Annotated in this window: 21 protein-coding genes; 10 read left to right on the top strand and 11 right to left on the bottom strand. The window is 72.0% G+C overall.

What is annotated here, in order from left to right; translation table 11 throughout:
- Positions 1-143 precede the first annotated feature (143 nt).
- The 5 genes from F6W97_RS04820 to F6W97_RS04840 all read left to right on the top strand — a co-directional run bounded on the left by F6W97_RS04820 (position 144) and on the right by F6W97_RS04840 (position 6306).
- Positions 144-1247 carry a citrate synthase 2 gene (locus tag F6W97_RS04820; protein ID WP_155368928.1) on the top strand — a complete coding sequence of 368 codons (1104 nt, stop codon included), beginning with the start codon at positions 144-146 and terminating at the stop codon, positions 1245-1247.
- Between the two features lie 179 nt (positions 1248-1426).
- Positions 1427-2551, top strand: coding sequence for a phosphoserine transaminase (serC, locus tag F6W97_RS04825; RefSeq protein WP_155368929.1), 1125 nt, complete (start codon positions 1427-1429; stop codon positions 2549-2551).
- 280 nt (positions 2552-2831) lie between these two features.
- The gene (locus F6W97_RS04830; RefSeq protein ID WP_196278981.1) at positions 2832-4055 is read left to right on the top strand and encodes an acyltransferase family protein; all 1224 of its coding nucleotides are present in this window, start codon (positions 2832-2834) and stop codon (positions 4053-4055) included.
- 192 nt (positions 4056-4247) lie between these two features.
- Positions 4248-5267 (top strand): septation protein SepH, encoded by a 1020-nt coding sequence (gene sepH, locus F6W97_RS04835; RefSeq protein WP_155368931.1) that lies wholly within the window; start codon positions 4248-4250, stop codon positions 5265-5267.
- Positions 5268-5319: 52 nt separating this feature from the next.
- Complete coding sequence (locus F6W97_RS04840; protein ID WP_155368932.1) at positions 5320-6306, top strand: aldo/keto reductase; 987 nt, start codon at positions 5320-5322, stop codon at positions 6304-6306.
- A gap of 155 nt (positions 6307-6461) precedes the next feature.
- Here the strand turns inward: F6W97_RS04840 and thpR are convergent, their stop codons facing one another.
- The 7 genes from thpR to F6W97_RS04875 all read right to left on the bottom strand — a co-directional run bounded on the left by thpR (position 6462) and on the right by F6W97_RS04875 (position 12235).
- Positions 6462-7004: an RNA 2',3'-cyclic phosphodiesterase gene (gene thpR, locus F6W97_RS04845; protein ID WP_155368933.1), complete on the bottom strand. Its 543-nt coding sequence runs from the start codon at positions 7002-7004 to the stop codon at positions 6462-6464.
- Positions 7004-7513, bottom strand: coding sequence for a hypothetical protein (locus tag F6W97_RS04850; RefSeq protein ID WP_155368934.1), 510 nt, complete (start codon positions 7511-7513; stop codon positions 7004-7006). The genes thpR and F6W97_RS04850 overlap by 1 nt, the downstream gene beginning before the upstream one ends.
- 111 nt (positions 7514-7624) lie before the next feature.
- Positions 7625-8077 carry an RDD family protein gene (locus tag F6W97_RS04855; RefSeq protein ID WP_155368935.1) on the bottom strand — a complete coding sequence of 151 codons (453 nt, stop codon included), beginning with the start codon at positions 8075-8077 and terminating at the stop codon, positions 7625-7627.
- 42 nt (positions 8078-8119) lie between these two features.
- A complete protein-coding gene (locus F6W97_RS04860; RefSeq protein ID WP_196278982.1) occupies positions 8120-8860 on the bottom strand; it encodes a maleylpyruvate isomerase family mycothiol-dependent enzyme in 741 nt (246 codons plus the stop codon).
- Between the two features lie 13 nt (positions 8861-8873).
- Positions 8874-10169: an MFS transporter gene (locus tag F6W97_RS04865; protein ID WP_155368937.1), complete on the bottom strand. Its 1296-nt coding sequence runs from the start codon at positions 10167-10169 to the stop codon at positions 8874-8876.
- Between the two features lie 109 nt (positions 10170-10278).
- Positions 10279-10728, bottom strand: a complete 450-nt coding sequence (locus F6W97_RS04870; RefSeq protein WP_407924539.1) for a MarR family winged helix-turn-helix transcriptional regulator — start codon at positions 10726-10728, stop codon at positions 10279-10281.
- A 67-nt stretch (positions 10729-10795) separates the two neighbouring features.
- Positions 10796-12235, bottom strand: a complete 1440-nt coding sequence (locus F6W97_RS04875) for an NCS2 family permease (RefSeq protein ID WP_230686422.1) — start codon at positions 12233-12235, stop codon at positions 10796-10798.
- Between the two features lie 130 nt (positions 12236-12365).
- On the opposite strand from F6W97_RS04875, the gene F6W97_RS04880 reads away from it, so the two are divergent.
- Positions 12366-13124, top strand: coding sequence for a DUF3027 domain-containing protein (locus F6W97_RS04880; protein ID WP_155368939.1), 759 nt, complete (start codon positions 12366-12368; stop codon positions 13122-13124).
- Positions 13125-13321: 197 nt separating this feature from the next.
- Here the strand turns inward: F6W97_RS04880 and F6W97_RS04885 are convergent, their stop codons facing one another.
- Complete coding sequence (locus tag F6W97_RS04885) at positions 13322-13951, bottom strand: futalosine hydrolase (protein WP_155368940.1); 630 nt, start codon at positions 13949-13951, stop codon at positions 13322-13324.
- Complete coding sequence (locus tag F6W97_RS04890; RefSeq protein WP_155368941.1) at positions 13948-14766, bottom strand: hypothetical protein; 819 nt, start codon at positions 14764-14766, stop codon at positions 13948-13950. Before F6W97_RS04890 ends, F6W97_RS04885 begins: the two co-directional genes overlap by 4 nt.
- A gap of 33 nt (positions 14767-14799) precedes the next feature.
- Between F6W97_RS04890 and F6W97_RS04895 the strand changes: the two genes are divergently transcribed.
- Positions 14800-15030, top strand: coding sequence for a DUF2530 domain-containing protein (locus F6W97_RS04895; protein ID WP_155368942.1), 231 nt, complete (start codon positions 14800-14802; stop codon positions 15028-15030).
- Complete coding sequence (locus F6W97_RS04900; RefSeq protein WP_155368943.1) at positions 15027-15830, top strand: 1,4-dihydroxy-6-naphthoate synthase; 804 nt, start codon at positions 15027-15029, stop codon at positions 15828-15830. Before F6W97_RS04895 ends, F6W97_RS04900 begins: the two co-directional genes overlap by 4 nt.
- A 112-nt stretch (positions 15831-15942) precedes the next feature.
- On the opposite strand, the gene F6W97_RS41180 is transcribed toward F6W97_RS04900, so the two are convergent.
- Positions 15943-16329, bottom strand: coding sequence for a cold-shock protein (locus F6W97_RS41180; RefSeq protein ID WP_155368944.1), 387 nt, complete (start codon positions 16327-16329; stop codon positions 15943-15945).
- A gap of 191 nt (positions 16330-16520) precedes the next feature.
- Here F6W97_RS41180 and F6W97_RS04910 point away from each other — a divergent pair, with 191 nt between their 5' ends.
- Positions 16521-18920, top strand: a complete 2400-nt coding sequence (locus F6W97_RS04910; RefSeq protein WP_155368945.1) for a helicase-associated domain-containing protein — start codon at positions 16521-16523, stop codon at positions 18918-18920.
- Positions 18921-19034: 114 nt separating this feature from the next.
- Positions 19035-19280 (top strand): hypothetical protein, encoded by a 246-nt coding sequence (locus F6W97_RS04915; RefSeq protein ID WP_155368946.1) that lies wholly within the window; start codon positions 19035-19037, stop codon positions 19278-19280.
- A gap of 191 nt (positions 19281-19471) precedes the next feature.
- Here F6W97_RS04915 and F6W97_RS04920 read toward each other — a convergent pair whose 3' ends face one another.
- The gene (locus tag F6W97_RS04920; RefSeq protein ID WP_230686423.1) at positions 19472-20188 is read right to left on the bottom strand and encodes a L,D-transpeptidase family protein; all 717 of its coding nucleotides are present in this window, start codon (positions 20186-20188) and stop codon (positions 19472-19474) included.
- Positions 20189-20267 lie beyond the last annotated feature (79 nt).

Genomic DNA, 20267 nt, shown 5'->3' on the forward strand with positions numbered 1-20267 from the left:
GGTGGAAATCCCGTTGACAAGGCCCCCGCAGGCCGAAGATGTCGCTTCGGGCACGTGCGGGGCGGGTCGCCAAACGGTTACCCGCGGGGCAAGATGTTGCTCGAACTGAACCTAACCTCAGGTCCGAGAACCGGGAGAACGACATGTCCGACTTCAAGCCGGGCCTGGAGGGCGTGATCGCCTTCGAGACCGAGATCGCCGAGCCCGACAAGGAGGGCGGCGCGCTCCGTTACCGGGGCGTCGACATCGAGGATCTGATCGGCCAGGTCTCCTTCGGCAACGTCTGGGCGCTGCTGGTGGACGGCAAGTTCGGCCCGGGCCTGCCGCCCGCCGAGCCGTTCCCGGTGCCCGTGCACTCCGGTGACATCCGCGTCGACGTGCAGTCCGCGGTGGCCATGCTCGCCCCGTACTGGGGCCTGGGCCAGCTGCTCGACATCTCCGACGAGCAGGCCCGCGAGGACCTCGCCCGGGTGTCGGTGACCGCGCTGTCCTTCGTCGCGCAGTCGGCCCGCGGCCTGGGCCTGCCGGCCGTGCCGCAGAAGGAGATCGACAAGGCGCAGACCATCGTTGAGCGCTTCATGAAGCGCTGGCGCGGTGAGCCCGACCCACGGCACGTCAAGGCCGTCGACGCGTACTTCATCTCCGCCGCCGAGCACGGCATGAACGCCTCCACCTTCACCACCCGGGTCGTCGCCTCCACCGGCGCCGACGCCGCGGCGTGCATCTCCTCCGGCATCGGCGCGCTGTCCGGCCCGCTGCACGGCGGCGCGCCCTCGCGGGTGCTGCACATGATCGAGGGCGTGGAGCGCTCCGGCGACGCCGAGGGCTACGTCAAGGGCGTGCTGGACCGCGGCGAGCGGCTGATGGGCTTCGGCCACCGGGTCTACCGGGCCGAGGACCCGCGCGCCCGCGTGCTGCGCCGCACCGCCAAGGAGCTGGGGGCGGCCCGCTACGAGGTGGCCGAGGCGCTGGAGAAGGCCGCGCTGGCCGAGCTGCGCGCCCGCCGCCCCGACCGGGTGCTGGAGACCAACGTCGAGTTCTGGTCCGCGGTCGTGCTCGACTTCGCCGAGGTGCCCGCGCACATGTTCACCTCGATGTTCACCTGCGCCCGGGTGGCCGGCTGGTCCGCGCACATCCTGGAGCAGAAGAAGCTGAGCCGGCTGGTCCGCCCGTCGGCGACGTACGTCGGCCCCGGCACCCGCAAGGCCCAGCAGGTCGAGGGCTGGAACGCGATCACCCACCACTGATCCGTCCGCGCATCACGAAGGGCGTCCGCTCACACGGGCGCCCTTCGCCGCGTGAGGACCATCACGGGGGAAAGGGTGGGACGGCGGCCTGGGGTGGGTCGTTGACGTGGGAGAATGCGGCATTGGCAGCGTCGCCGATGCTTTCTCGCACGATCTGACACGCCTGAAGGACTGATGTCATGGCCGAGACGCCGATCACCATCCCTGCCGAGCTCCTGCCTGTCGACGGCCGGTTCTGCTGCGGCCCGTCCAAGGTACGGCCCCAGGCGGTGGAGGCGCTCAGCGCGGTTTCCAGTTCCTTCCTCGGCACGTCGCACCGGCAGAAGACGGTGAAGAACCAGGTCGCCCGCTTCCGGCAGGGGCTGGCCGACTTCTTCGGCCTGCCCGAGGGCTACGAGGTGGTCATCGGTAACGGTGGCACCACCGCGTTCTGGGAGGTCGCCGCCTTCTCCCTGATCAAGGACCGGGCGCAGTTCGCCACGTTCGGCGAGTTCGGCGCGAAGTTCGCCAAGGCCGTCAAGGACGCCCCGTTCCTGGGCGCGCCGACGGTGCACAAGGGCGAGCCGGGCAGCGCGGCCTTCCTGGTCGCCGAGGAGGGCGTGGACGCCTACGGCATCACCCAGAACGAGACCTCGACCGGTGTCGCGGTGCCGGTGCAGCGGGTGGCCGGGGCCGACCCGGGCGCGCTGATCCTGCACGACGCCACCTCGGCCGCGGGCGGCCTGGACGTGGACCTGACCCAGAGCGACGTCTACTACTTCGCGCCGCAGAAGTGCTTCGCCTCGGACGGCGGCCTGTGGATCGCGATCCTCTCCCCGGCGGCCATCGCGCGCGCCGAGGAGATCAAGGCCGGCGGCCGGTACATCCCGGCGTTCCTGGACCTGGTCACCGCGATCGAGAACTCGCGGCTGGAGCAGACCCTGAACACCCCCGCCCTGGCCACCATCTTCCTGGCCGCCGAGCAGACGGACTGGATGAACGCGCAAGGCGGCCTGTCCTGGGCGGCGCAGCGCACCGCGGAGAGCGCCGAGATCCTGTACCGCTGGGCGGAGAAGTCGCCGGTCGCGACGCCGTTCGTGACCGACCCGGGGCTGCGCTCCAATGTGGTCGCCACGATCGACTTCAACGACGGCATCGACGCCGCCGCGATCGCCAAGACGCTGCGCGCCAACGGCGTGGTCGACACCGAGCCGTACCGCAAGCTGGGCCGCAACCAGCTGCGCGTCGCGCTCTACCCGGCCATCGAGCCGTCGGACGTGCAGGCGCTGACCGCGAGCATCGACTACGTGATCGAGCAGCTGTAAGACCGTTTCGCGCACGTGATGCGGCGGGGCCCGAAGGGCTCCGCCGCATTTTTGTCCGCGTACCGGTGAATGATTGCGGCATTTGGGGGTATTAGCGGGAGTCTTGGATAGGCTCGCCCCTTCCGCGGGTGTAGCCGGCGGCACGGCTGGGCAGATGCCACAAAGCGAGCCCACCCGACCAGCGCGAGGGGTCCCACTGGTGACGACGCAGACGGAACCGATCGGAAAAAAGACGCCGGACGTCTCAACTCCGGCAGGGGGTCCCCGTGTCTTGAAAGTCATGAAGGCCATCCCCGTGGCGCCGCCGGTCACCGCGCACTCCCTGGTCGCGGCACCGCAGAGCCCGCCGGCACACGCGCCGACCGCCGGCCGCCCGGCCACCCCGGTCGCGCCGGCTCCCGCGGCCCACCCGGACGTCCCGCCCGCGACCGATCCCGCGGCCGATCCCGGCGGCGCACCCGCCGCCCGGCCTACCGCGCCGCGGCTGCTGGTCCTGGACGGGCTGCGGCTGGCCGCGGCGCTGCTGGTGGTCGCCCACCACCTGGTACGCGGCCCGTGGGGCGTCGACCCCGGCTCGCTGTTCGGGCCGCTGGCCGCAGTCGCCTCCATCGGCTGGCTCGGCGTGAACCTGTTCTTCCTCATCAGCGGCTTCGTCATCTGCCTGAGCAGCTGGGGCCGCAGCCTCGGCGATTTCGCGGTGTCCCGGGCGGTCCGGCTGTTCCCGGCGTACTGGGTCGGCGTCGTGCTGACCACCGCCGTGCTGGCCGCCTGGCCCACCCTGCGCGGGCCGCTGCCCGCACCCGAGTCGCTGGTCAACCTGACCATGCTGCAGAGCGGGCTGGGCGTCACCGACCAGGACTGGTCGTACTGGTCGCTCGGCGCGGAACTGCGCTTCTACCTGCTCTTCGCGATCGTAGTCTGGCTGGGCGTGACCTGCCGCCGGGTCGTCTACTTCTGCACCGTGTGGACCCTGGTCGCCGCCTTCTCCACCACCTGGGACCAGCGCTGGATCGACAACATGATCGTGCCGGAGTTCGCGCCGTACTTCGTCGCGGGCGTGGCGCTGTTCCTGATCCACCGGTTCGGCGCGAACCTGCTGCTGTGGGGGCTGGTCGGCGTCAACTGGCTGATCGCGCTGTACCGGTTGCAGGGCTACCCGGCGGTGGAGAACTTCCACCTCAGCTGGTGGAGTGTGGCGGCCCTGGTCACCGGCTGCTTCGCACTGCTCAGCGCGATCGCGCTCGGCGCGTTCCAGCAGGTCGGCTGGCGCTGGCTGACCGTGGCGGGCGCGCTGACATATCCGCTGTACCTGATCCACCAGGCCATCGGGCAGACGCTGATCGTGGCGCTGCGCGACCGGGTGCCGCACTGGCTGCTGCTGGCCGGGATCGTGGCGCTGATGCTCGGCGTCTCCTGGCTCGTCCACCGCTATGTGGAACGCCCGCTCGGCGGCCGCCTCAAGCGCGGCCTGACCACCTCGCTCGCCGCGGTACGCAGGGGCTGAATCCGCCCCACCGGCCACCGTGGACACGCCGGACATGTCCGCACGCGAATGTGAGCGTGTCGTCAGACTCGGCGTGGCGGGTGCGCGGGTGTGCCTTCACCGCGTACGGTGTTCTCTTGGGAACGTCATACCGTGGCCGGGAACTCCCCCCGGCAGCCACGGCATGGACCGGCACAGGGACGGAGGCTGACGATGCGACCCGTACGGTTCGTCGCTCTCTCCGAAGACGGCCAGGCGCTCGTGCTCGCGGACGAGGTCGGTCGTCTGCTGGCGCTGCCCATCGACGACCGCGTCGCCTCGGCGACGCATCCCGACCGCGGCTCCGGCGCGCACACGATGACCATCACCGCGTCGCCGTTCGACGCCGCCACCGTGCTGTCCCCCCGGGACATCCAGTCGCGCATCCGCTCCGGCGAGAGCGCCGAGGACGTGGCCCGCATCGCGGGCGTGCCGGTGGACCGCGTGCTGCGCTACGCCGGCCCGGTGCTGCAGGAGCGGGCCATGCTGGCCCAGCACGCGCGCCGCACCCGGCTGAAGAGCTCGGACAAGGGCGCGACCCTCGCCGACGTCGTCGACGGCCGGCTGGCCCAGCACGGCATCGACACCGAGAAGATCTCCTGGGACGCCTACCGGCGCGACGACGGCACCTGGCGCATCGTCGCCACCTGGCCGTCGGGCAAGGCCACCGCGCAGGCGATCTGGGAGCTCGACCGCAACCGGCAGTCCGTGTCGCCCTACGACGACATGGCGCAGTACCTGTGCGCCGAGCGGCCGACCCAGATCCTGGGCCAGGACCCGACCGCGGGCCAGACCAACGCGCCCAGCCGCAGCGGCCACGGCCTGCCCGCGGCGACCGACACCACGCGCCGCCCCGGCCGCGACCCGATCCGGGCCGGTCGCGACGCGCTGGTCGCCGCGATGGACCGGCCCCTGGGCAGCGGCCCCGGCCGCGGCCTCGACGTGCCCTCCGACGCGCCGCGCCAGCGCCCGGCCAGCGCCGTGCTGGCCGGTGGCCGCGACAGCAGCGCCTTCGACGAGGACGCGGACGCGCCCAAGGAGGTGCCGGCCGTGCCGTCGCTGGCCGTGCTGCGCCCGCGCCGCCAGCCGGTCGACAACAACACCGCGACCGGCCCCGGTGACAAGCCGCGTAAGCGCCTGCCCAGCTGGGACGACGTGCTCTTCGGCGGCGCCCCGGCGGCCCGGGAGAACTGACCGTCCCTTTCGCCCCGCCGGGCACGTTCCGGCGGGGATAGGGTGGGTACTCATGGAGTTCACCACTGTGGGCCGCACCGGCCTGACCGTCAGCAGGTTCTGTCTGGGAACGATGAACTTCGGCCCCAAGACGTCCGAACCGGACAGCCACGCCATCATGGACCGCGCCCTCGACCACGGGATCAACTTCTTCGACACCGCCGACGTGTACGGCTGGAAGCTCGGCGAGGGCGTCACCGAGCAGATCATCGGCAACTGGTTCGCCCAGGGCGGCGGGCGGCGCGACAAGGTCGTGCTGGCCACGAAGGTCTACGGCAAGATGGGTGAGTGGCCCAACGAGCAGGGCCTGTCCGCCCGGCACATCGTCAAGGCCGCCGACGCGTCGCTGCGCCGCCTGCAGACCGACCACATCGACCTGTACCAGATGCACCACGTGGACCGTAAGACGCCGTGGGACGAGATCTGGCAGGCGATGGAGACCCTCGTCGCCGCGGGCAAGGTGCTCTACGTCGGCTCGTCCAACTTCGCCGGATGGCACATCGCGGCCGCGCAGGAGGCCGCCCGCAGCCGCCACTTCCTCGGACTGGTCTCCGAGCAGTGCATCTACAACCTGATGACGCGCCACGTCGAGCTGGAGGTGATCCCGGCCGCCCAGCAGTACGGCGTGGGCATCATCCCCTGGTCGCCGCTGCACGGCGGGCTGCTCAGCGGGGCACTCCGCAAGATCAAAGACGGCACGGCGGCACGGTCCGGCGAGGGCCGCGCCACCGACACCCTCGCCGAGCACCGCGGCACCATCGAGGCGTACGAGAAGCTCTGCGAGTCGCTCGACGCCGATCCCGCTGACGTCGCGCTGGCCTGGCTGCTGTCGCGCCCCGGCGTGACCGCCCCGATCATCGGGCCGCGTACCGCCGAGCAGCTCGACAAGACCCTCGGCGCCCTCACCCTCACCCTGGACGAGGACACCCTCACCCGCCTCGACGACCTCTTCCCGCCCATCGGCAAGGGCGGTCCCGGCCCCGAAGCCTGGGCCTGGTAACCCCCGGCCCGCCCCTCCGGCGGGCGAAGATCGCTGTTTCGTGTCAGAAAGTGAGGTCTGGCCGCACTTTCTGACACGAAACAGCGATCTTCCACGCGCAACGCAACGCGGCGCGGCGCGGAAGCGGGGCGGCGCGGAAGCGGGGGCGGGGCGGGTCAGAGCGGGTGGTGGGCGAGTGGTGTGTACGACGGGTGTGGGCCGAGTTCGCTGTGGACCAGGACCAGTTCCGTCACCGGCCAGGTCGGGCCGGTGTAGTCGCGCAGGGCGGTCAGGTCGGCGGTGAGGTCGGGGTGGCCGATCCGGTCGCCGGGCCGGGCGATGGTGAGGTGCGGGGCGAAGCGTTTGTCGTCGGGGTGCAGGCGGCGCGCCCGCAGCTCGCGGCGTACCGCGCGGCCCACCCTGGTGAGACCGTCGACGTCGCCGTCGACGCCCGCCCACAGCAGCGTCGAACGCCCGTGGCCGAACTTTCCGCCGCCGCGGATCCGCAGGTCGCCCACCGGGCCCTCCACCGCGGACACGGCCAGTGCGGCGGGGCCGGCCGACTCGTCGGGCACCTCGCCCAGGAACGCCAGCGTCAGATGCCACCGTTCGGTGGGGGTGACCCGCGCACGGGCCCGGCCGACGGCGAGGGACTCCACCACGGCGGCCAGGTGGTCCACCGCCTCAGGTGGCGGGAAGACGGCGACGAACAGGCGCATCAGCCCTCCGCGAGGACCACTCCCGCGTCGATGAGCGCGCCCTCGACGCGTACCCGTTCGATCTGCAGGTCGAGTCCGTCGACCTCGGTCAGGTGCTCGGCTATGCCGAGGCACTGGCAGGCGTCGCGCAGCGCCTGGTCGTAACCGGCGTCGTCACGGGGCAGCTCACGCAGCCGGTCGACGATCTCCTCGAACGGCACCAGCGGCGGCCCGGCCGATGCGGGCTGCGGCAGCCAGGCGGGCGCCAGGCCGACCGCGCTGAGGCGCTCGGCAGCGAACTGGACCATGGACTCGCGGGCGGACCCGATGGCGACCGTGGCCACCCGGGCCGCGGCGACCCAGGGCGGGCCGGCGGGCGGGGCCGGGTCGAAGGCACGCTCCAGCCGGTCCAGGGTGCGCTGCTCGTGCCAGGAATCGCGGACCTGCTCGGCCCGGGTGCGCATCTGCGTGACGACGTCATCCGCGCAGATCGCGGCGGCGATGGCGGCAGGCATACCGACCAGGGCCATCACTCCGAGAGTGAGCGGAAGAGCGCTGTCGGTCGCCACATCAAACGACACTATGCCCATCAGTCCTTTCACCGCCAGTCGATTGCCGTCACCGTCACGTGATCTACCAGGTCAGCCGTCGACAACGACGGTCCGGCACAGCTTGTCGGCCAGCGTCTGCCGCTTGGCGTCCCACAGCGGGAAGAGGAAGCCCAGGTAGCAGATGAGGGCATCGACGAGGTGGGCCAGATCGCGCAGCAACGCCCGGGCCGCGCCGACCGGAGTGCCGGTGGCGTCGCCGACGAGCCTGATGGCCAGCAGCCGGCGTCCCCAGCTCCGTCCGGTGTCCCCGGCCTGGACCCAGCGGTTGTAGCCGACGACCGCCAACCCGAGCAGCAGCACGCTCCAGTAGACCACGCCGCCACCGCTCGGCGCGCCCGGCAGGACCTGCCCGGTCCGGGGATCGAGTGAGGGCACCACGACGTCAGGACCGTCCAGCACCTGTGCGGCGACGACGAACGCAGCGGCGACCAGCAGGTCGATCAGCGCCGCGCCGACGCGCCTGATCCAGGATGCGTGGGTCATACGGGGGCTCCGGGGGTGAGGGGCGGGCGGGACAGGCGAGGGCTACTGGGTTGCGGTGCCCAGCAGCTCGCGTAGTTTCGCGACCAGGGCGGGGTCCCCGGTGGCGGTCACCGTGGCATCGTCGGCGCGGCGCCAGAGCCAGCGCAGCAGCGCATCCGGGGTACCGGTGAGCTTGGCGGCGGCCGGTGCGTCGCCTTCGGTGACGGTGAGGGTGTCCGGTCCGATCGCGACCAGCCAGCGCCGCCCGCCCGCGGCCAGCGCGACCGCTCGGCCGTCGGTGCCGGCCAGGCCCTCGACGAAGTACTTGTGCCAGGCGGTAACGCTGTACTCCAGGAAGATGCGCAGCACCTCGTCGATGCCGTCGAGGGCAAGGTCATCCGGCACGTCCACGGACGGGACCCCGGCCGCGAGCTCGGCGTCGATGCGGTGGATCACCGTCTCCTGGGCCATCCGGCGACGCCAGAAGCCGACCGTGGGGTCGGGCTCGTACCAGTTGCCGGCCGGTTCCTCGTCGGCCCGTGCGGCCAGCTCCCCGGTCAGCTCCCGGTATGCCCGGCGCAGCAGGGCCTGCGGCTCCTCCGCGGCGAGCTGCGGCGGCGGCCAGTCCTTCGGTTCCGCCCCGTCCCGGATGCAGGCGACCTTGTGCAGATAGACCCCGGCGACGTGGCGGTCCAGGTCGTCGACCGTCCAGCCGGGGCAGCTCGGCACCGGCCGGTCGAGGTTGCCGGAGCTGACCTCGACCAGCCGGGCGAAATCCGTCTCGAGTGCGGCGTGGAAGTCCATGGGCCGCATTCCATCACGCGGCAACGACACTCTCCGCGTGTACGACCCGCACCCGCGGCATGGGCCGGGCCTGGAAGGCCAGCCGGTCCCCGGCATGCCGCAGCTGCCAGACGAGCGCGGCCAGCGCCGCGAGCAGCGAGACCACGCCGCCGAGCCAGATGCTGGCCGCCGCGCCGAAGTTCTCCGCGATCCAGCTGATGACCATCGAGCCGATGGGCGCGGTGCCCAGGAAGATCAGCACGTACAGCGCCATCACCCGGCCCCGGAACGCGCCGTCGACGCCGAGCTGCACCCGCTGGTTCGCGGCCTGGCCCAGGAAGACCGTGCTGAACCCGGTCGGCACCAGCAGCAGCAGCACCAGCCATTTGGTGGGCGCGAACCCGACCGCGATGGCCAGCAGGCCGAACGCGACCGCGGCGGCCAGCAGCAGGTACACCGAGGGCCTGCCCTTGCGGGCGGTGCCCGCCAGCGCGCCGGCCAGCGAGCCGACCGCCAGCGCCGTGTTGAACAGGCCGAAGGTGGCGGCGCCGGTGGCGAACACCGTCTTGGCCAGCAGGGCGAGGGTGAGCTGGAAGTTGTAGCCGAACATGGCGATCACGAACATCATGACCATCGGCAGCAGCAGGTCGTGCCGGGTGCGCACGTAGCGCAGCCCGTCGACGACCTTGGCCTCGGCGCGCTCGTCGCGGGGCAGCAGCTCGGGGCGGTGCAGCTCGCTCGGGATCATCCGGGCCTGCATGAGCACCGGCGCGATCGCCATCACGGTGCTGACCAGGAAGACCGGGCCGGTGCCCAGCCAGGCGATGGCGACGCCGGCCACCGCCGGGCCGGTGATGCGGGCGGTCTGGAAGGTGGCGGCGGACAGCGACAGGGCGTTGGGCAGCAGCGGCTTGCCGACCAGCTCCGACACGAACGCCTGGCGCACCGGCGTCTCGATGGCCTGGGCCACGCCGAGCAGGCCCGCGAAGATCATGATGTGCCACAGCTCGATGACCCCGGTGGCGATCAGCACCGCCTGCATGATGGCCAGCACGGCCCACGCGCCGTTGGAGACCATCAGCAGGGTGCGCTTGTCGAAGCGGTCGGCCAGGGTGCCCGCGTACAGGGTGAGCAGCATGACGGGCACGAACTGCAGTGCGGTGACCAGTCCCAGCGCGGTCGGGGAGTCGTTGCTCAGCTCCAGGACCAGCCAGTCCTGGGCGACGTACATCATCCACACGCCGATCAGCTTGATCAGCTGACCGCCTGCGAAGAGCCGGTAGTTGCGAACCGTCAGGGAACGGAAGGTGGTGCTCAGTCTTGCCCGCACGCGGAGTGCGCCTCCTCGGATAGCCTTGCCGCCGCTCACCGGCCGGGGTGTCCCGGTCGGATCGGACGGATCAGGCCTCCGCTTGCCCTGATCGCGAGATGTCCCGCGATCAATCGCGCGCGAGCCGCTCCAGCAGTGCTGCGGCACGGGCCACCGTGTCGCGTTCCTGGGCGGTGAAACCCGCCAGTTTGCCGGCCAGCCATTCGTCGCGTACCCGCTGGTAGTCCTCCAGCACCGCGAGCCCCTGCTCGCTGGGCGACAGCAGAACCTGCCGCCCGTCGGTGGGGTGCGGGGTCCGGCTGATCAGACCGCGTTCTTCCAGCTTCGCCACGATCTTGGTCATCGTGGGCGGTTGCACCCGCTCCGCCTCGGACAGCTCGCGCGGGGTGAGCGCGCCGCCGATCCGCAGGCTGGTGAGGGCCGACAGCTGGGTCACGGTGAGATCGCCGACCGGGCGCTCCTGGCGCAGCCGACGGTTGAGCCGGGTGATGGCGTCGCGGAGCCGCTCGGTCAGCTCCTCGGGAGAAGCTTGCGTCACCATCACCACCTGCTCCGTCACACTTATTAGCTTAGCTAATAAGCCTGGCTAACGATATCCTTTTACCGAGGTGAGAGCGGTCACGCTCTCAGAAAACCAGCTTCTCCAGCGCGCCCACGGCGAAATAGAGCACGAAGAGCAGCGCCACGATCCACAGCAACGGGTGAACGTCGCGAAGCTTGCCCTTACTCGCCTTGATCAGGACATACGTGATCACGCCGGCGCCGATGCCGTTCGAGATCGAGTAGGTGAACGGCATGATCACGATGGTGAGGAACGCCGGGATGCCGATCTCGTAGTCGGTCCAGTCGATGTTGCGCACCGCGGTCATCATCAGGAAGCCGACGACCACCAGCGCCACCGAGGCCGCCTCGAACGGCACCACCGTGACCAGCGGCGCCAGGAACATCGCCAGCAGGAACAGGCCACCGGTGACGAGGTTGGCGAAACCGGTCCGGGCACCCTCGGCGACACCCGCCGCGCTCTCGATGTACGACGTGTTGCTCGACGTGCTCGCCGCGCCGCCCGCCGCCGCCGCGATCGAGTCGACCAGCAGGATCTCCTTGGTACGCGGGACCATGCCGTCCTCGGTCAGCATGCCGCCCTCCTGGGCGACGGCGACCATGGTGCCCATCGTGTCGAAGAAGTCGGTCAGCAGCAGCGTGAACACGAACATCGCGCAGATGACCGGGCCGGCCGTCTTCCATCCGCCCAGCACGTTGAAGTTGCCGAGCAGCGACAGGTCCGGCACGCCGATCCACTTGTCCGGCACCACCGGCACGTTCAGCGCCCAGCCCGCCGGGGTGCCGGCCGGGCCGCCCATCGGGCCGACCTGAGCGATCGCCTCGACGATGATCGCCAGGATGGTGGAGCCGACGATGCCGATCAGGATGGCGCCCTTGACCTTGCGGGCTACCAGCACGATCGTCACCAGCAGGCCGATCACGAAGACCAGACCCGGCCAGGTCACGATCTTGCCGCCGATGCCCAGGCCGATCGGCGGCGAACCCTGCCCGGTCGAGCGTACGAAGCCCGCGTCGACGAAGCCGATGATGGTCAGGAACAGACCGATGCCGACGCCGATGGCCGTCTTCAGCTGCATCGGCACGCTGTGGAACACCGCCACCCGCAGGTTCGTCAGCACCAGGATCGCGATGATCACACCTTCGATGACCACCAGACCCATCGCATCGGCCCAGGTCATCAGCGGCGCGATCTCGTACGCCACGAGGGCGTTGACGCCGAGGCCCGCCGCCAGCGCCAGGGGGAACCGGCCGACGACACCCATCAGGATCGTCAGCAGACCCGCCATCAGCGCCGTGGCCGCCGCCACCGCCGCCAGCGGAAGCGACACCCCGTCGATGTCCTTGCCGCCGCCGAGGATGAGGGGATTCAGCACCACGATGTAGGCCATCGTGAAGAAAGTGGCCAGGCCACCACGCACTTCGCGGGACATCGTCGACCCGCGGGCGGAGATCTCGAAGTAGCGGTCGACCCCGCCGACCACACCAGGACCAGCTGTGCTCATGGGGCGCATCGTTCCAGATCGAAGGCCGATTGTGTACCGACCCACGGAGATCGTCCGGCAACGACCCCATGCGTACGCCCTCGGCCTGGGCTGCCGGGTCACCGAAACTCCAAATCAGCGATGAGGAAGAATGGCGAATGTGACCAGGACCGCCACCCGCGCCCCGAAAGTCGATCAAGCCTGCGCCGAGGCCGTGGACATCGCACGTGCCGCGATCACCGAGGAAGCCGGGCACATCGGCGAGCATCTGAACGTGGTCGCCGAAGGCGACCGTGTGGTCACCCACTACTTCGCCTGCGACCTGCCGGGCTACCGAGGCTGGCAGTGGGCCGTCACGGTGACCCGCGCCCCGCGCAGCAAGCACGTCACCGTCTGCGAGACGGTGCTGTTGCCCGGCGGCGACGCGCTGCTCGCCCCCGGCTGGGTGCCCTGGCACGAGCGCCTGCACCCCGGTGACCTGGGCGTCGGCGATCTGCTGCCCACGCCCGAGGACGACGACCGGCTCACCCCCGGCTACATGCTCGGCGGCGACCCCGAGGTCGACGAGGTCGCCTGGGAGCTCGGCCTGGGCCGCCCGCGCGTGCTGTCCCCGCTCGGCCGCGAGGAGGCCGCCCAGCGCTGGTACGACGGCGAGAACGGCCCCGACGCCCCGATCTCGCTGGCCGCGCCGCGCACGGCACGCTGCGTGTCCTGCGCGTTCTACGTGAAACTGGGCGGCTCGCTGGGCCGCATGTTCGGCGCCTGCGCCAACGTGTACGCCCCCGACGACGGCCGCATCGTCTCCCTGGACCACGGCTGCGGCGGCCACTCCGAAGTCCTCATCGACGAGACCGTCATCCCCGCCCCACCCACCATCTACGACGACGGCGACGTCGAGGACGTGGAGTAGGGCTCACCGCCGCACGTCCGGCTTCCGATGGCTGCAGTTTCCCTGAAACTGCAGCCATCGGCGTCTCGGTAGCCGCAGTTTCCCCGAAACTGCCGTCCCGCCCGCGGCGCCCGGCCGGCGCCGGGCACGTCGGCGTGCGGGCCGGGGCGTGCGGGTGGAGGCGTGCGGGTGGAGGCGTGCGGGTGGAGGCGTGCGGGTCAGGGGCGGAGTGTGGCCAGGGCCGCGCCTGCGGTGGTGAGGGCGGCGAAGGCGTCGCCGATGCGCCAGGCGGCGCGGTCGCGGGGGCCGACGACGTTCGAGATCGTGCGGAGTTCGGCGAAGGGCAGGTTCGCGCCCTGGGCGGCGCAGGCCACGCCGTAGCCCTCCATCGCCTCGGCGACCGCGGCCGGGTGCCGGCGCAGCAGCTCGGCGGTGCCCTCAGCGGTGCCGGTGACGGTGGAGACGGTGAGCACCTCACCGGCGGCCGCGGCCGGCAGCGCCGCGCGCAGGGCGGCCAGCAGCGCGGCGTCCACCTCGGCGGTGGCGCTGCCGAAACCCAGCTCGTCCAGGCTCAGGAAGCCCTGCGGGGAGTCCGCGCCCAGGTCCGCGGCGACGGAGCGGGTGGCCAGCGCCGTCGCGCCCGGGTCCAGGCCGATGCCGCCGCCGATGCCCGCCGACACCACCGCCCGATACCGGTCCCCGGCCAGTGCGAGCAGCCGGGCCGTGCCCGCGGCGGCGGCGGCCGGGCCGACCCCGACCGGGGCCACGGCCACGTCCGCCCCGGACGGCAGCCCGCGGGCCAGCGCCTCGGCCTCGGCGGCGACCGCCGTCACGACCAGCAACGTCACTTCTTCTTCCCCTCATCGGCGGACGGGTCCAGCGACGACGGACGGTACACGTGGAAGCCGTCGGGGATGGTTCGCTGCTCCTGCTGGGGCAGCCGCTTCGTCGACGGCGCCGGTGGCACCGGCTTGACCGGGCCGGGGGCGGGGCCGCCCGGCGCGGGCAGGCGCAGCGCCAGCAGCGCGCCGACGGACAGGCAGAGCGCGGCCACCCACAGCGGCCAGCCCGCGACGAAGGCCCCGATGACCAGGCCGGTCAGCCCGGCGACCAGCCCGGCGATGGAGGCGTACTGCACGGCTCCCCAAAGCGCGCCGAACACGTGCGCACCAGGCGGCAGCAGCCGGCGCAGCAGGACCAGGTGCACCGCCCATTGCGGCAGGATCAGCGCGACCAGCGCCAGCAGCAGGTACGGGCCGTCGGACAGCCACTGCGCGGCGAGCAGCGTCGCGACGGCGCGGCCCACCAGCGACAGGCCGATCAGCGCCCGGCCCGTCGCGGGCGCGCCCGCGACCAGCAGCGCGGCGGGCACGGCGACCAACACCCCCACCCCGAACGCCAGGGTCAGCTCCAGCCGACCGGGCGCGCCGACCGCCCAGATCAGGCCCGCGAGCAGGGACAGGTCGGCGGCCACCACCACGGCGTGCAGGTCGTACAGGCGGGCGACGCCGGTGACGCCGCCCGAGCCCTGTACCCGTATCCGCAGGGCGGTGCGGGACAGCCAGCGGATACCGACCACTGATCTACTCACCGTGGCGATGAGCATCCGGATCATCCGGACCACGACGTCCGCGAACGTCTGGAGCGCGCGCAGCAGGGACATGGTGCCTATCCTGCCAGCGCGTACGCTGTTGGCGTGCCCTTGGAACCACCCAAACCGCTGGACCCCCCGACCGTCCCGTTCGCCCTTGGCGGCATGGCCGTGTTCGCGCTGGTCGGGCTCGTGTTGTTGTTCTTCCGCGACTGGCTGTCGGCCAACGGTCACTCCAGCTGGCTGTGGATCTGCGTCGCCGGTGTCGTCTGGGGCCTGCCCGGACTGGCCACCATGATCGTGCATGACCGGCACCGGAAGGCGCGCCGCTCATGAGGATCGCCTTCTCGCCGTGCCCGAACGACACGTTCGTCTTCCACGCGCTCGTGCACGGCCTGGTGCCCGGCGCGCCGGAGCTGGACGTCACCTTCGCCGACGTGGACGTCACCAACACCGCCGCCCTCGACGGCCGCTTCGACCTGGTCAAGGTCAGCTACGCGGCGCTGCCGTGGCTGCTCGATCAGTACGAGCTGCTGCCCTGCGGCGGCGCGCTGGGACGCGGTTGCGGCCCGCTCCTGCTGACCGCTGGCCGCGCCGACATCACCGGCGCGACGGTGGCCGTGCCCGGCGACCGCACCACGGCGTACCTGCTGTTCCGGCTGTGGGCGGAGCAGTCGGGGCAGGTCCCGGGCCGCATCGAGGTGGTGCCGTTCCACGAGATCATGCCGGGGGTCGCGGCCGGTCGCTACGACGCCGGGCTGGTCATCCACGAGGCCCGGTTCACCTACCAGCGGTACGGGCTGACGAGCCTGGTCGACCTCGGCGAGTGGTGGGAGGCCGACACCGGCCTGCCCATCCCGCTCGGCGCGATCCTGGCCAAGCGGGGTTCCGTCGACGCCGCGGCCGCCACCGACTGGATCCGGGCCTCCGTCCGGGCCGCCTGGGCCGACCCCGAGGCCAGCCGCGCGTACGTGCTGGCGCACGCCCAGGAGATGGAGCCCGACGTCGTCGACCAGCACATCAAGCTGTACGTCAACGACTTCACCGAGGATCTCGGCCCCGACGGCCACGCCGCCGCCCGCGCCCTCCTCCACCGCGCCGCCGCCGCCGGCCTGGTCCCGCCGGTCACCCTCTGACCCGCCGCCCGGCCAACGACCTGGCCAACAACCTGGCGCAACTCTTAAAGACTCGCGCCCTCAGGCACATCCTGAGGGCGCGAGTCTTTAAGAGTTGCGGATCGAGGAGCTGTCAGACCTCGAGGTCGCGGGCGATGGTGTGGAGGGCTTGGGCGAGGGCCTGGGCGGTCTTCTTCTCGGGGAAGCGGCCGCGTTTGAGGTCGGGCAGGATCTTCGACTCCAGGACCTTGATCATGTCCTCGATCAGGGTGTTCAGCTCGTCGGCGGGACGGCGGCGCAGCTCCTGCAGCGAGGGCGGCGCGTCGATCAGCTTGACCTGCAACGCCTGGTCGCCCTTACGGCCCGCGGCGACCCCGAACTCGACCTTCTGGCCGGGTTTGAGATCCTCCACGCCCTGGGGCAGCGCGGCCTTGTGCACGAAGACGTCGCCGCCCTCGTCACGGGTCAGGAAGCCGAATCCCTTCTCCGTGTCGTACCACTTCACGCGACCCGTAGGCACTGCTGCACACCTGCTTCTTTCCCCGCGGGCGCACTGCGCCCGGCACGTCCGGTCGGCCACGCCGGTGGTGGCCCGCAGACAAGGCTAGCGATCGTGATCCGGGGGCCCAACTGGAATCCCCGCTTCCGCGTCACCGTCCCGTCCTTACGACTGCCGCGCGCGCACCGCGGACCCGATAGCGTGGAGGCACGATGAGCACCGAGCTGTCCGACCACCTGCGCGCGCTGTCCGACGACGCCCTCGGCGCGCTGCTGCGCCTGCGCCCCGACCTGATCACCCCCGTGCCCACCGACCTGACGGTGCTGGCAGCGCGGGCCCAGACCCGGGTGTCGGTGGCGCGTGCGCTCGACACGCTCGACCGGTTCACGCTGGAGGTGCTCGACGCGGCCCGGTTCACCCGGTCCCCATCGGACGGCACCACCTCGACCTCCGCGATCGTGGCCATGGCCTGCGCGCCGGCCGGCGGGCCGGAGCCCGCGCGGGTCACCGAGGCGATCGAGCGGCTGCGGGCCAGGGCCCTGCTGTACCCGGCGGGCCCCGGCGATCCGGACACGCTGCGGCTGGTGCCCACCGTCGACGAGGTCTGCTCGCCGTACCTGGCCGGGCTCGGCCGTCCCGCGGCCGAGCTGGACATCGCCGCCGACCTCCAGGGCGCGGTGGTCGCGCTGGTCGCCGATCCGGCCCGGCTGCGCCGCACGCTGCTGGCCGCGCCGCCCGCCGCCCGGGCTGTGCTGGACCGGCTGGCCGAGGGCCCGCCCGTGGGCACCACCACCAACCGCACCGAGCCGGTGGCCTGGCTGCTCGAACACCACCTGCTGGTGGAGACCACCGAGGGGTCCGTCGAGCTGCCCCGCGAACTGGGCCTGCTGCTGCGCCGGGACGCGGGTCCGCTGGGACCGCTGCATCCGCTGCCGCCCACCGTCAGCGCCGCGCCGCGTGCGGTGACCACGGTGGACCGGGCCGGCGCGGGCCAGGCGATGACCGTGGTGCGGCATACCGAAGACCTGTTGGAGGCGCTGAGCGACGAGCCCGCCGCGGTGCTGCGTGCCGGCGGCATCGGCGTGCTGCCGCTGCGCCGCCTGGCCAAGGCCGCCGGGATCGCCGAGCCGCTGGCCGGGCTGCTGCTGGAGACCGCTGCCGCGGCCGGGCTGATCGGCGAGCTGGAACTCGGCTCGGAGCTGGCGTTCCTGCCCGCGGCCGGATACGACCAGTGGCGGACGGCCCCGCTGGCCCAGCGCTGGACGCTGCTGGCCGGCGCGTGGCTGGCCATGCCGCGCCAGCCGGGGCTGGCCGGGCAGCGCGATCTGAAGGACCGGCCGCTGACCGTGCTGTCACCGCAGCTGGAACGGGCCGGCACCCCGGCGGTCCGGCGGGCTGTGCTGGCGGCGCTCGGCGAGCTGCTGCCGGGAACCGGCCCGGACGCCGACGAGCTGCTGGAATGGCTGCGCTGGCAGGCGCCGCGGCGGCTGCGGGGGCGGGAGGACCTGCATCGCGAGGCGCTGGCCGAGGCCGCCGACCTGGGTGTCACCGCGCTGGGCGCGCTGACCGGATACGGCCGGCTGCTGGTCGAGCAGGCGGTGGCGGTCGGCGACGACGACGATCCGCTGGGGCGACGGCCGGAGGGCGAGCTGCCCCCGGAGGAGACTCCGGTGACCGTCGCGCTGGCCAAGCTGCTGCCACCGCCGGTGGATCACGTGCTGATCCAGGCGGACCTGACCGTGGTGGTCCCCGGGCCCCCGGAACCCGCGCTCGCCGCCGAACTGGACCTGGTCGCCGAGCACGAGTCCGGCGGCGGGGCCAGCGTCTACCGGGTCACCGCGGCGAGCCTGCGCCGGGCGCTGGACGCCGGGTACGCCGGGCCGGACCTGCACTCGCTGTTCGGCCGCCGGTCCCGGACCTCGGTGCCGCAGGCGCTGACATACCTGGTGGACGACGTGTCGCGGACGCACGGCGGGCTGCGCACCGGCACCGCGACCAGCTACCTGCGCAGCGACGACGAGGGCCTGATCTCGGCGGCACTGGCCGACCGCAGGCTGTCCGGGCTGCAGCTGCGCCGGCTCGCGCCGACGGTGCTGGTGACCCCGTTCAGCTCGGCCCGGCTGCTGACGTCGCTGCGCGACGCCGGATACTCGCCGGTGCCCGAGGACGCCACCGGCGCGGCGGTGCTGACCCGGCCGAAGGTGCGCCGGGCCGCGGCCCGGCCCGCGCTGGAGCCGTCGCCCGACGCCCTCGACGCCCCCGGGCTCACCGCGCCGCGGCTGCTCGGCATCGTCGAGGAGATCCGCCGCGGGGACGCCCGCGCCCGTGCCGCCCGCCGCGCGCCCGCCGAGGTGCGGGCCGCCGCCGGGCAGCCGATGTCCAGCCTGACCGCGGTGCAGGCGCATAGCCATGCGCTGGCGGTGCTGCAGCAGGCGGTCCGCGACAAGGCCAAGGTCTGGGTGGGGTACGTGGATGCGCACGGGGCCAACGCCTCGCGGCTGGTCCGGCCGGTCTCCATCGGGGCGGGCTACCTGCGGGCCGAGGACGACCGCACGGAGACCCTGCACACCTTCGCCCTGCACCGGATCACCGCGGCCGCCCCTGCCGACTGACCGGTTCGGGCATGGCCCGGCTCTGCCACTCCGGAGATCCCCCTAATGCCTGGCATTTCAGCCGCAATCGGGCAGCGGATGGCACGCTGGAACCGGGAGGGGATGAGGGATGCGATGACGACTGACCAGGAGACGGCGACCGAGCAGATCGAACCGGTACACCCCCCGGCGCGAGGGCCCTCGCGCAACATGGTCATGATCGCCGGCGGAGTCGGTGGCGGGCTGGTGGCCTGGTTCTTCTACGCCTGGCTGGGCCTGCGCCGCAACGTGGTGGACGCGGCCGGGGAATCGATCGGCAGCGGCATCTTCCTGCTGCTGGTGCTGTCGGTGGCCGGGGCGACCTACCGCAACCGCAGGTGACCCCTGAAACCGGGTGATGGGCCGTGGCTGCCCCTAACCACCACGGCCCATCCGACGTTGCGCTCGCCCCCGTTTGGCGCCCCGAACGCGCACGGCAATCGGATTACGCGCCCCGGGGGGTAAGCGGTTGCGGCCCTGCATCGTTTTAGTCCGAAAGACTGAGCGTCATCAACCGTATGGAGGAGCGTCGCTCAGGTTCCCGGACGGCGGCCGAAGATCTTGACCGCGGTGCCGCTCTTGAGCGTGTTCCAGTACTTCTGCGAGTCGGCCGGCAGCAGGTTGACACATCCGTGCGAACCGATGCTGGTGTTGTGGATGTAGGTCGTGGTGGTGTGGAAACCCTTTCCCTCCACGATCCGCTGCCACAGCGGCAGCCACACGTCCCAGTCGGTCGACCAGTTCTTCGTCTGCCGATCGTGGATCGTGTACGAGCCGGTGGGGGTGGTGAAGCCGGCCATGCCCGTCCGGGTCACCGTCGGGCCGTAGACGACCTTGCCACCGCTCATGATCCAGGTGGTCTGGTTGGTCAGGTCGATGCACGCGGTGAGCGCGCTGCCGGCCCCGCACCTGCTCGGCTTCGAGTTGATCAGGCGCTGTGCCACGGAGCGGGTCAGCGGACCCGCCTTGCCGCTGGCCGGCCGGATGTCGAAGCGCTTCTGGAACTTCTTGATCGCGGTGCAGTCCGTGGCGGACTGCTTGCCGTCCACCGTCAGCTTGCCGTACCCGCCGAGCGTGACCAACGCCTGCTCGACGGCCTTCTGGTACTCCCCCTGCGGGCAACCCGCCGGTGTCGGGCTGCTCGTCGGCTTCTTCGTCGGCGAGGGCGCCACGCTGGGCGACGGCGCCACGCTCGGAGCCGGGGCGCTGGACGCCGGCGCCGGGATGGGCTGATCGGTCGGTGCGGCCACGAAGTCAGGCTGCCCCCCGGCAGTCGAGTCCTTCGGGTCGCAGGCGGCCGCGAGGGCCAGAGTCGTGACAGCCAACAGG

The sequence above is a fragment of the Catellatospora vulcania genome (genome assembly GCF_009720385.1).
GTDB lineage: Bacteria > Actinomycetota > Actinomycetes > Mycobacteriales > Micromonosporaceae > Catellatospora > Catellatospora vulcania.

Bases quoted from the DNA above. Each gene is read 5' to 3' on its own strand.
- F6W97_RS04820 (WP_155368928.1), top strand. From the start codon at position 144: ATGTCCGACTTCAAGCCGGGCCTGGAGGGCGTGATCGCCTTCGAGACC.
- serC (WP_155368929.1), top strand. From the start codon at position 1,427: ATGGCCGAGACGCCGATCACCATCCCTGCCGAGCTCCTGCCTGTCGAC.
- F6W97_RS04830 (WP_196278981.1), top strand. From the start codon at position 2,832: ATGAAGGCCATCCCCGTGGCGCCGCCGGTCACCGCGCACTCCCTGGTC.
- sepH (WP_155368931.1), top strand. From the start codon at position 4,248: ATGCGACCCGTACGGTTCGTCGCTCTCTCCGAAGACGGCCAGGCGCTC.
- F6W97_RS04840 (WP_155368932.1), top strand. From the start codon at position 5,320: ATGGAGTTCACCACTGTGGGCCGCACCGGCCTGACCGTCAGCAGGTTC.
- thpR (WP_155368933.1), bottom strand. From the start codon at position 7,004: ATGCGCCTGTTCGTCGCCGTCTTCCCGCCACCTGAGGCGGTGGACCAC.
- F6W97_RS04850 (WP_155368934.1), bottom strand. From the start codon at position 7,513: ATGGCCCTGGTCGGTATGCCTGCCGCCATCGCCGCCGCGATCTGCGCG.
- F6W97_RS04855 (WP_155368935.1), bottom strand. From the start codon at position 8,077: ATGACCCACGCATCCTGGATCAGGCGCGTCGGCGCGGCGCTGATCGAC.
- F6W97_RS04860 (WP_196278982.1), bottom strand. From the start codon at position 8,860: ATGGACTTCCACGCCGCACTCGAGACGGATTTCGCCCGGCTGGTCGAG.
- F6W97_RS04875 (WP_230686422.1), bottom strand. From the start codon at position 12,235: ATGAGCACAGCTGGTCCTGGTGTGGTCGGCGGGGTCGACCGCTACTTC.
- F6W97_RS04880 (WP_155368939.1), top strand. From the start codon at position 12,366: ATGGCGAATGTGACCAGGACCGCCACCCGCGCCCCGAAAGTCGATCAA.
- F6W97_RS04890 (WP_155368941.1), bottom strand. From the start codon at position 14,766: ATGTCCCTGCTGCGCGCGCTCCAGACGTTCGCGGACGTCGTGGTCCGG.
- F6W97_RS04900 (WP_155368943.1), top strand. From the start codon at position 15,027: ATGAGGATCGCCTTCTCGCCGTGCCCGAACGACACGTTCGTCTTCCAC.
- F6W97_RS04910 (WP_155368945.1), top strand. From the start codon at position 16,521: ATGAGCACCGAGCTGTCCGACCACCTGCGCGCGCTGTCCGACGACGCC.
- F6W97_RS04915 (WP_155368946.1), top strand. From the start codon at position 19,035: ATGACGACTGACCAGGAGACGGCGACCGAGCAGATCGAACCGGTACAC.